This is a genomic window from Segeticoccus rhizosphaerae (assembly GCF_009192725.1).
Classification (GTDB): Bacteria; Actinomycetota; Actinomycetes; order Actinomycetales; family Dermatophilaceae; genus Segeticoccus; species Segeticoccus rhizosphaerae.
Genome location: NZ_VOHR01000123.1, coordinates 1 through 10226, shown reverse-complemented (window position 1 = coordinate 10226; position 10226 = coordinate 1). Strand labels below are relative to the sequence as shown.

Sequence of the window (10226 nt, the reverse complement as noted above, 5' to 3'; positions counted from 1 at the left end):
GGCGAGCCCAGTCGCGGCGTGCCGGGTTCGGCCGCCGCCAGGGCCGCGGGGGAGAAGCTGACCGAGCTGGCCGACACGCTCGAGCCGCTGCTCGTCTACGCCTGGCGCCGGCACCTGTCGGCCGCGATCGCGCGCATGGTGGCGGATGCCGAGCCCTCGGCCGACCACGAGGGCGTCTTCCGCGTCGTCGGCTTCGCCGACCTGGTTTCCTTCACCGCGCTGGTGCGCCGGCTGTCCGAGCACCAGCTGGTGCAGGTGGTCCAGCGGTTCGAGGCGCTCGCGTCGGAGGTCATCGCGGCCCACGGCGGGCGTGTCATCAAGACGGTGGGCGACGAGGTCCTCTACGTGACGATCGGCACGCCCCCTGCCGCCGCGATCGCCCTCGATCTCGTGGACGCCATCAAGGAGGACGACATCCTGCCGAAGGTGCGGGTGGGTATGGCGAGTGGTCAGGTGGTCTCGCGACTCGGCGACGTCTTCGGCACCACGGTCAACCGGGCCAGCCGCCTCACGGCGGTGGCCAGGCCGAACACCGTGGTGGTTGACGACGCGGTGGCCACCGCGTTGTCGAGCGTGTCCGGCTTCGAGATGGCGCAGCTGCCGCCGCGTACGCTCCGGGGACTGGGGCGCATCACACCGTGGCGGCTGCAGCGCGCCGGGGCGTCCGGCCGACGGGGCCGGAGCGACTCTGGATCGGCGACGACGACGTGAGGACTGAATGAGCCAGACCGGCGCGACCCGCAACTCGACATACGAGAAGAGGCACAGATGAGCAAGGAGAGCCATGAGGCGACCGGGTCGCTGGTGAGCGTCACCCGGCACGGCAAGGACGGGCACGTCGCCGAGCTCGCACTGGACCGCCCCGAGGCCATGAACGCGGTGTCGACGGCCATGGCCCGGGCGATCGGCAAGGCCACCGCGGCGCTGGCCGCGGATGACGGCGTTCGGTGCGTCATCCTCACCAGCACCAGCCCGAAGGCGTTCTGTGTCGGGGCGGACCTCAAGGAGCGCAACACGTTCACCGACGCCGACCTGATGCGGCAGCGTCCGGTCGCGCGGGCGGCATACACCGGCGTGCTGAACCTCCCCGTGCCGGCGATTGCCGTGGTGGAGGGCTTCGCGCTCGGCGGCGGGCTGGAGCTCGCGCTCTCCTGCGATCTGGTCATCGCCGGTTCGCGCGCCGTCGTCGGCCTGCCCGAGGTCTCGGTCGGTGTCATCCCCGGCGGCGGCGGCACCCAGCTGCTCACCCGTCGCATCGGCTGGTCCCGGGCGGCGGGCATGGTCTTCACCGCACGCCGGCTCGAGGCCGACGAGGCGGCCCGTCTCGGCGTCGTCGACGAGGTGGTCGAGCCCGGGACGGGGCGAGAGCGGGCGCTCGAGCTGGCCGCCCAGATCGCCCGCAACTCCCCGGTGGGACTGCGGCAGGCCAAACGCGCCATGCGACTCGGCGCGGATGTCGACCTCGCCACGGGCCTCGAGGTGGAGGACGGGTGCTGGCGCGCCACCGCCTTCTCGGCCGACCGGGCCGAAGGCGTGGCCGCGTTCGCCGAGAAGCGCACCCCGCAGTGGCCCGGGCGGTGAGGGCTGATGACGATGTGGCAACACGTGTGGCGACACCCGGAGGAGATCGCGGTGCGGATGCGGCCGACCTCTACGATGACCTCATGACCCGAGTGCTGCTCGCCGAGGACGATCCCGCGATCTCCGAACCCCTTGCCCGCGCGTTGCGGCGCGAGGGCTACGAGGTCGACGTGCGGGCAGACGGCCGCGAGGCTCTCGAGGGCGCCACCCAGAACCCCGACATGGTCGTCCTCGACCTCGGTCTGCCGCACATCGACGGGCTCGAGGTCTGCCGGCGGATGCGCGCGGACGGCCGGACCTTCCCGGTGCTGATCCTCACCGCGCGTGCCGACGAGGTGGACACCGTTGTGGGCCTGGACGCCGGGGCCGACGACTACGTCACCAAGCCGTTCCGCCTGGCCGAGCTGCTCGCCAGGGTGCGCGCCATGCTGCGGCGCAGCCCGCACGAGACCACCGAGGGCCCCGAGGAGGTCGTGCGGCTCGACCCGGATGCGCGGCGCGCGTTCTTCGAGGGCGAGGAGCTGCAGCTGACCGCCAAGGAGTTCGACCTTCTGCGCGTGCTGATCCGCGAGCAGGGCAAGGTCGTCTCCCGCGAGCAGCTCATGCGCGAGATCTGGGAGACCGCCTGGTTCGGGTCCACCAAGACCCTGGACATGCACATCTCGGTGTTGCGCCGCAAGCTCGGCGACGACGCCGCGCAGCCACGGTTCATCACCACCGTGCGCGGCGTCGGGTTCCGGTTCGAGCCGAACGAACGAGACTGACGGTTGCGCCGACGCCTGATCCGTTCCACGCTGCTCGCCGTCGTCCTGTCGGTGCTGATCCTCGGCGTGCCGATCTTCGCCCTGGCTGCCTGGCACCTGGAGCGGGTGGACCGGCCCCTTCGGGCCAGCACGGTGAGCTGGCCGATCCTGCTCCTGGCGGTGTTGGTGCTGTCGGTGCTGGCGGTCGTCGCCGGCGTCCTGGTCGCGACCAACCAGTCGCGGCGTCTGGCCGAGCCGATGACCCAGCTGGCCGAGATGGCCGAGAAGCTGGGCGCCGGGCAGTCGCGCACCCCCGCGATGCGCAGCGGGGTGGAGGAGATCGATCGCGTCTCACAGGTCCTGGAGAGACGGGCCAAGGAGCTGGCCGCTTCACTGGCCTCCGAACGCGAGTTCGCGGCCGACGCCTCCCACCAGCTGCGCACCCCGCTCACGGCGCTGTTGATGCGGATCGAGGAGATCGGCGCGACCGACGACCTGGAGGTGGTGCGCGAGGAGGCGAACATCGCGATCGCGCAGGTGGAGCGGCTGACCGGTGTCGTGGACGACCTGCTCACCCGCACCCGCCGCGGGCGTGAGGACGAGTCGACCGCCGTGTCCCTGGACTCGGTCATCGCTGCGCTGCAGCGCGAGTGGCAGCCGGCCTTCGAGCAGGCGCGGCGCAGCGTCCGCGTGGGTGGCGCCCGTGGCCTGCAGGTGCAGGCCAACCGCTCCTCGCTCTCGCAGGTTCTGTCCACCCTGCTGGAGAACTCGCTGGTGCACGGAAAGGGGACGGTGGACGTGCACGCGCGGCGCGCCGGTCCCTCCGTGGTGGTCGAGGTGGGAGACCAGGGACCGGGCGTGCCCGCCGCGCTGGCCCCGCACATCTTCGAGCGGTCGGTCAGCAGCGGCAAGAGCACCGGGCTGGGGCTGGCGCTGGCCCGCGACCTCGCCGAGGCCGACGGCGGCCGGCTGGAGCTGATCCAGGCTCAGCCGGTCATCTTCGCGTTCTTCGTGTCCGAGGCGCCCGGGACGTGAGGGCCCTCGGCGAGAGCGACGCCGGGGAACACAAAGGTGCGATAGGCCCAGAACCGGAACAGGGTCCCGAGCACGAGCCCCACGCCGTTGCCGCTGATGTTGTCGGCCAGCTGGCTGTGCAGGTCCAGTACATAGCGGGAGAACCCGAGGCACAGGACCGCGATGATCATCCCCACGACGTTGAAGGTGACGAAGAGCACCAGCTCGTGACCGACCGCGGGACGCCGGCGGTGGCGGAAGGTCCAGTAGCGGTTGCCGAGCCACGCCACCAGCGTCGCCGCGGCCACCGAGCAGATTTTGGCGCGCAGCGGGGTGTCGTGCAGGATCCCCTCGGTCGTCTCGTAACCGAGCATGTTCTTGAAGTGCGGCCCGAAGACCAGGAAGTTGTAACCGACGGTGTCCACGATGAAGGCCACGAAGCCGACGATGCCGAACTTGGCCACCTCGCGGACGAGGACGTCCAGGGTGTCACGCAGGCGCTGGAACAGCCCGGGGTCGTCGGCAGCCACCACCCGAGCCTAACCGTGGTGGGTTTCAACCACCCGGTGTCTGCCCGGTAGTGTCGCGGGAGTGACTTCCCCGCAGCGCGCCCCAGGTGGGTTCCCGGTCGTCGGCATCATCGGCGGTGGACAACTGGCCCGGATGTGCCAGCCCCCCGCGGTCGGACTCGGTGTCACCCTCTCGGTCCTGGCGGAGGCCCCCGACGCCTCGGCGGCGCTCGTCGTCCCGTCGTCGCCGGTGGGTGAGCACACCGACGCGGACGCGGTCCGGACGTTCGCCCGCGACTGCGACGTGGTGACCTTCGACCACGAGCACGTGCCGGCATCCGTGTTGTCCGCGCTGGAGGCCGACGGCGCCATCCTGCACCCCTCACCGGCCAGCCTGGTCTTCGCCCAGGACAAGCTCGCGATGCGCCGTCGTCTGACGGCTCTCGACATCGCTTGCCCGCGCTGGGCCCAGGTGCGCGACGCCGGCGAGCTGAAGGCGTTCGGTGACAGGGTCGGGTGGCCGGTCGTGGTCAAGACACCACGGGGAGGGTATGACGGCAAGGGAGTTCGCGCCGTCGGCTCGCCGCAGGAGGCCTCCGACTGGTTCGACCTCGTGGTGCGTGACAGCCGCGACGGCGGGCTGCTCTCGGACGGGTTGCTCGCGGAGGAGAGGGTGCCGTTCGTGCGCGAGCTCGCCGTGCTCGTCGCGCGCAGTCCTTCCGGCCAGGCGGCTGCCTGGCCGGTCGTCGAGACCGTGCAGACCGACGGGGTCTGCACGGAGGTCCTCGCACCGGCGCCCGACCTGGACGGTGAGCTGTCCGCTGCGGCCACCCGGGCGGCCCTGCGGATCGCCGGCGAACTCGGTGTCACCGGTGTGATGGCCGTCGAGATGTTCGAGGTGGCCGACGAGAAGACGAGCCAGCCGTCATACGCGGTCAACGAGCTGGCGCTGCGGCCGCACAACAGCGGCCACTGGACCATCGACGGCGCCGTGACCAGCCAGTTCGAGCAGCACCTGCGCGCGGTACTCGACCTGCCACTGGGGGCGACCACGACCCGGGACCGCTGGACCGTCATGGCCAACGTGCTCGGCGGCGACTACGACGAGCTCTACCCGGCCTATCGGCACGTCATGGCGCGCGACCCCGGGGTCAAGGTGCACCTCTACGGGAAGGGTGTGCGGCCGGGACGCAAGATCGGGCACGTCACCGTCAGCGGTTCCGACCTCGCCGACCTGCGCGAGCGCGCGCGGCACGCGGCCGACTACATCGCGGGAGTGATCACTGAATGAGTGAAGAGGGCACCGGGCTGCCTGAGGCGCCTGTCGTCGGCCTGGTGATGGGCAGCGACAGCGACTGGCCTGTGATGGAAGACGCCGCAAAGGCGTTGGAGGAGTTCGGAATCGGCTACGAGGCCGACGTGGTGTCGGCTCACCGGATGCCGCAGGAGATGATCGACTACGGTCGGTCCGCTGCGGGGCGCGGGTTGCGCGTGCTCATCGCCGGCGCCGGAGGGGCGGCCCATCTGCCGGGCATGCTCGCGGCCGTGACGCCCCTGCCGGTGATCGGTGTCCCGGTGCCGCTGAAGCACCTGGACGGGATGGACTCGCTTCTGTCGATCGTGCAGATGCCGGGCGGCGTGCCCGTCGCCACCGTCTCGATCGGGGGTGCGCGCAACGCCGGGTTGCTCGCGGTGCGGATCCTCGCGTCCGGTACCGGCGAAGAGGCCGCGCAGCTGCGCGAGGCGATGGAGGACTTCCAGGGCCGGCTGCGTGAACAGGCCCACGCCAAGGGTGCCCGGCTGCGCTCGCGCACCCAGAGCTGACCGACAGCCCACGGCTCCTCCGCACGCCGTGCGGATCGGCGAACGGCGGCTCAGAGCCGCGGGAACTCGATCATGGGGCAGGTGTCCATGACCACGTCGAGCCCGGCCGCCTCGGCGCGTGTTGCGGCGGACTCGTCAACGACCCCGAGCTGCAGCCACAGGGCGCCGATACCGAGGCGCTCCCGTTGGGCGATGGCTTCGTCCACGACCGCCCCGACCCGCGAGGAGTTGACGAAGCAGTCGACCACGGCGACCCGCTCACCGTCGGGCAGGTCGCTCAGCGAGCGGTAACCGGTCTCGCCGAAGACCTCCTCGGCACGGGGGTGGACGGGGATGACGCGATGACCAAGAGCCTGCGTCATCCACTGAGCCACTCCGTGCGCCGTTCGGTGTGGGTCGGTGGAGAGCCCGACGACCGCCCAGGTCGCGGGCGTGGTCAGCAACCGCCGGATGACGGCAGGGTCGTTGGTGTGGGCCGTGACGATGCTGTTCATGCTCTGATCATCGTCCTCGCCGTGGTGGACCTTGCCCTCAGGTGTCCAGGACGGGTCGTCCGAGGGCCCGGAAGGTCCACCCCGCGTCACGCCACCGGGCGACGTCGAGGTTGTTGAACCCATCGATGAGAACGGGGTTCCGGACGACCTTGGCGAGAGCTGCGGCGTCGAAGTCCCTGTACTCCGGCCATCCGGTCAGGTGCAGCACGACGTCGGCCTCGCGACACGCCTCTTCGATGTCCTCGGCGTAGTCGAGGTCGGGGAAGGCCTTGCGGGCATTGGGCAGGGCCTTGGGGTCGGTCACGGTCACCGTGGCGCCGAGCCGACGGATCGCCTCGGCGATGTGCAGCGCGGGCGAGTCCCGGATGTCGTCGCTGAACGGCTTGAACGCCGCCCCGAGGACGGCGACCCGCTTGCCGACGAACGACCCGTCACACTCCTCACGGGCCAGGTCGACCATCCGCGCGCGACGCCGCTGGTTGATGGAGTCGACCTCCTTGAGGAAGCTCAGTGCCGGTTCGGCGCCGAGCTCCCCGGCGCGCGCCATGAACGCCCGGATGTCCTTGGGCAGGCATCCGCCGCCGAAGCCGATGCCAGCGCGCAGGAACTTGCGTCCGATGCGGTCGTCGATCCCGATCGCGTCGGCGAGGGCGATGACGTCGGCCCCGGCCGCCTCGCACACCTCCGACATCGCGTTGATGAACGAGATCTTGGTCGCGAGGAAAGAGTTGGCCGCGGCCTTCACCAACTCGGCCGTCGCGTAGTCCATCACCAACCGAGGGATACCGGTGGCCAGGGGGGTGGCATAGACCTCGTCGAGCCGTGCCGTGTCCGCCCCGGCCCCCTGGCCCTGCACGCCATAGACGATGCGGTCCGGGGCGACCGTGTCCTGCACGGCGAACCCCTCGCGCAGGAACTCGGGGTTCCAGACCAGATGGACGGCCTCGCCCGCCGGCGCGATCTCCTTGAGCCGCAATGCGATTCGGGCGGCCGTGCCGACCGGCACGGTGGACTTGCCCACCACCAGGGCGGGACGCTCGAGCACTCGGGCCAGCCCCTCGACCGTTGCGTCCACGAAGGTGAGGTCCGCGGCATACTCGCCCTTGCGTTGCGGGGTGCCCACGCAGATGAAGTGCACGTCGGCGTCCGCCGCCGCGGCGTAGTCGGTGCCGAACGTCAGCCGGCCGGTGGGGAGGACCTTGGCGAGCAGGTCGTCGAGGCCGGGCTCGTAGAACGGCGTGCGTCCCGCGGCGAGCTCGTCGGCCCGCTCCGGCATGCTCGTGTCGATGGCCACGACGGTGTGGCCGAGGTCGGCCATACAGGCGGCGTGGACGGCTCCGAGGGGACCGAGGCCGATGACAGAAATGGCGAGGGGCATGTCGAGACAGTAACGTCTGCACAGTCCGTGCACCGAGAGGAAGACACACATGCGCTTCGGAATGTTCCTGCCGCAGGGATGGCGGATGGACCTTGTCGGCATCGATCCCGCACAGCACTGGGGAGTGATGGCCGGCCTCGCGAACCGGCTGGACGAGCAGCCCGAGTGGGAGTCTGTCTGGGTCTACGACCACTTCCACACCGTGCCGCGAGCCTCGGAGCACGCCACCCACGAGGCGTGGTCGGTGATGGCGGCGCTGGCGGCGAGCACGTCACGGGTCCGGCTCGGCCAGATGTGCACCTGCATGAGCTACCGCAACCCGGCCTACCTGGCCAAGGTCGCCGCCACCATCGACGTGATCTCGGAGGGCCGGGTCGAGATGGGGATCGGCGGCGGGTGGTACGAACACGAGTGGCGCGCCTACGGATACGGCTTCCCGTCGGCCGGTGAGCGGCTCGGCCGCCTGCGCGAGGGCGTGCAGATCTTCCGGGACATGTGGACGACCGGCTCGGCGACCCTCGACGGGGAGCACTACCAGGTCGACGGTGCGCTGTGCGCGCCCAGGCCGCTGCAGGGCACCACCTACCCGGGGTCCGCGCGCAACGGCATACCCACCTGGATCTGCGGCGGTGGCGAGCGCAAGACCCTGCGGATCGCGGCCGAGTTCGCCGACTACACCAACTTCGACGGGACACCGGACGTCTTCGCCCACAAGAGCGAGGTGCTCAAGCGGCACTGCGACGACGTGGGGCGCGACTTCGGCGACATCACCCGCTCGGCCGACTACAACGTGGTCATCGGCGAGAACGACGCCGAGGTGAAGGACCGGCTGGCGTGGGCGCGCGACCACTACCTCAAGGCGGGCATGTCGGAGGAGGTCGCGGACAAGCAGTACGAGGCGCTCGCGTCCGGCCCGGCTGTCGGCACGCCGGACCAGATCGTGGAGGCGCTGCAGGGCCTGCGTGACGCCGGACTCGACTACGCGATCACCTACTTCCTCGAGGCGGCCTACGACACCTCCGGGATCGCGATGTTCGAGGACCGGGTCATCCCCGAACTGTCCTGAGCGGCGACGACGAGCGGCGAGGATGGAGCGGAGCGACACGCCGCCGAGGAGCGCGCGGGTGAAGCATGAGACTCACGGCATACCGGCTCCCGCTGCAGCGAACTCGCCGGTAACATCGGTGCCGTGACCGCATCGGAATTTGACCTGTATGCCCTCTCCGAAGACCACGAGGCGCTGCGCGAGGCCGTGCGCCACGTGGCCGAGGACAAGATCGCGCCGCACGCCGCGGAGGTGGACGAGAAGAGCGAGTTCCCGCAGGCCGCGTATGACGCGCTGCGGGCCTCCGACTTCCACGCGCCGCACATCGCCGAGGAGTATGACGGGGTGGGCGCCGACGCGCTGGCGACCTGCATCGTGATCGAGGAGGTGGCGCGCGCCTGCGCGTCGTCGTCGCTGATTCCGGCGGTGAACAAGCTCGGCACCATGCCGCTGATCCTCGCGGCGTCCGACGAGGTCAAGGCGAAGTACCTCCCGCCGGTGGCGGCCGGTGAGGCGATGTTCTCCTACGGGCTGTCCGAACGGGAGGCCGGCAGCGACACGGCGGGGATGAGGTGCCGTGCGCTCGAGCAGCCGGACGGGTCGTTCGTGCTCAACGGCCAGAAGTCGTGGATCACCAACGCTGGTGTGTCCCAGTTCTACACGGTGCTGGCGGTCACCGATCCCGATGGTCCGCGCGGGCGCAACGTCACGGCGTTCGTCGTGGAGAAGGACGACGAGGGCTTCGGCTTCGGCGAGAAGGAGCACAAGCTCGGCATCAAGGGCAGCCCGACGCGTGAGCTGCACTTCGACGACTGCCGCATCCCCGGCGACCGGATGGTGGGGTCACCCGGTGAGGGGCTCAAGATCGCTCTGCGGACGCTCGACCACACCCGCGTGACGATCGGCGCCCAGGCTGTCGGGATCGCGCAGGGCGCACTGGATTTCGCGCTCGGCTACGTCAAGGAGCGCAAGCAGTTCGGCAAGGCGATCGCCGACTTCCAGGGCTTGCAGTTCATGCTCGCCGACATGGCGATGAAGCTCGAGGCGGCCCGGCAGATGGTCTACGTCGCGGCCAGCAAGTCCGAGCGTGGCGACGCCGACCTGCCGTTCTTCGGCGCGGCAGCGAAGTGCTTCGCCTCGGACGTGGCGATGGAGGTCACGACCGACGCGGTGCAGCTGCTCGGCGGCTACGGCTACACCAAGGACTTCCCGGTCGAGCGGATGATGCGCGACGCCAAGATCACCCAGATCTACGAGGGGACCAACCAGATCCAGCGGGTGGTCATGGCCCGACAGCTGCTCAAGGGCTGACCCCTCTCCACGCCTTCCGGCACGGGCCCCCGGTGCTCACGCCGGGCCGCTTTGCTCACCCAGGGCCGCTCCCCGCGGCGCCAGAACCGGTCTGAATCGAGCAAAGCGGCCTGAGGTGAGCACGGTCAGCGGACGACCATGCGGTGGCCGGCGTCGATCCGCCGGGTCCAGCCGCGCGCGTCGAGGTGCTCCAGCAGGGGTATGACGACCCGTCGCGTCGTCGACATCGCCTGCCGCGCCGCGCTGGTCGTGAAGGGCTGGGGGAGCGCGGCCAGCACGCGCATGGCTCGCGCCGGCCCGCTGGGCAGCAGCACGACGCCGTCGGCG

12 protein-coding genes are annotated in these 10226 nt (G+C 70.6%); 8 read left to right on the top strand and 4 right to left on the bottom strand.

What is annotated here, in order from left to right; translation table 11 throughout:
- From FRW57_RS11390 to FRW57_RS11375, 4 genes are all read left to right on the top strand, one after another.
- Positions 1–711: adenylate/guanylate cyclase domain-containing protein (locus FRW57_RS11390; protein WP_162529338.1), on the top strand; the 711-nt coding region annotated here is incomplete at its 5' end.
- Between the two features lie 57 nt (positions 712–768).
- Positions 769–1581 carry an enoyl-CoA hydratase/isomerase family protein gene (locus FRW57_RS11385; RefSeq protein WP_137122440.1) on the top strand — a complete coding sequence of 271 codons (813 nt, stop codon included), beginning with the start codon at positions 769–771 and terminating at the stop codon, positions 1579–1581.
- Positions 1582–1664: 83 nt separating this feature from the next.
- Positions 1665–2345, top strand: a complete 681-nt coding sequence (locus FRW57_RS11380; protein ID WP_137122439.1) for a response regulator transcription factor — start codon at positions 1665–1667, stop codon at positions 2343–2345.
- 3 nt (positions 2346–2348) lie between these two features.
- Entirely contained in the window at positions 2349–3359 is a 1011-nt protein-coding gene (locus FRW57_RS11375; protein WP_137122438.1) for a sensor histidine kinase, read from the top strand.
- Here the strand turns inward: FRW57_RS11375 and FRW57_RS11370 are convergent.
- A complete protein-coding gene (locus FRW57_RS11370; protein WP_238384773.1) occupies positions 3311–3868 on the bottom strand; it encodes a GtrA family protein in 558 nt (185 codons plus the stop codon). The two genes, FRW57_RS11375 and FRW57_RS11370, sit on opposite strands and share 49 nt — an antisense overlap.
- Before the next feature lie 61 nt (positions 3869–3929).
- On the opposite strand from FRW57_RS11370, the gene FRW57_RS11365 reads away from it, so the two are divergent.
- Together FRW57_RS11365 and purE are read left to right on the top strand one after the other, a co-directional pair.
- On the top strand, positions 3930–5138 hold the full coding sequence (locus tag FRW57_RS11365; protein ID WP_152186025.1) for a 5-(carboxyamino)imidazole ribonucleotide synthase: 1209 nt from the start codon (positions 3930–3932) through the stop codon (positions 5136–5138).
- The gene (purE, locus tag FRW57_RS11360; protein ID WP_137122435.1) at positions 5135–5671 is read left to right on the top strand and encodes a 5-(carboxyamino)imidazole ribonucleotide mutase; all 537 of its coding nucleotides are present in this window, start codon (positions 5135–5137) and stop codon (positions 5669–5671) included. Before FRW57_RS11365 ends, purE begins: the two co-directional genes overlap by 4 nt.
- A gap of 50 nt (positions 5672–5721) precedes the next feature.
- Here the strand turns inward: purE and FRW57_RS11355 are convergent, their stop codons facing one another.
- Entirely contained in the window at positions 5722–6165 is a 444-nt protein-coding gene (locus FRW57_RS11355; protein WP_137122434.1) for a CoA-binding protein, read from the bottom strand.
- A gap of 37 nt (positions 6166–6202) precedes the next feature.
- Positions 6203–7543 carry a UDP-glucose dehydrogenase family protein gene (locus tag FRW57_RS11350; RefSeq protein ID WP_137122433.1) on the bottom strand — a complete coding sequence of 447 codons (1341 nt, stop codon included), beginning with the start codon at positions 7541–7543 and terminating at the stop codon, positions 6203–6205.
- 49 nt (positions 7544–7592) lie between these two features.
- On the opposite strand from FRW57_RS11350, the gene FRW57_RS11345 reads away from it, so the two are divergent.
- Both FRW57_RS11345 and FRW57_RS11340 read left to right on the top strand, forming a co-directional pair.
- Entirely contained in the window at positions 7593–8609 is a 1017-nt protein-coding gene (locus tag FRW57_RS11345) for an LLM class F420-dependent oxidoreductase (RefSeq protein ID WP_137122432.1), read from the top strand.
- Positions 8610–8732: 123 nt separating this feature from the next.
- Positions 8733–9899, top strand: a complete 1167-nt coding sequence (locus FRW57_RS11340; RefSeq protein ID WP_137122431.1) for an acyl-CoA dehydrogenase family protein — start codon at positions 8733–8735, stop codon at positions 9897–9899.
- A 125-nt stretch (positions 9900–10024) separates the two neighbouring features.
- On the opposite strand, the gene FRW57_RS11335 is transcribed toward FRW57_RS11340, so the two are convergent.
- On the bottom strand, positions 10025–10226 hold a 202-nt coding region (locus FRW57_RS11335; RefSeq protein ID WP_203230302.1), incomplete at its 5' end, for a SelB domain-containing protein.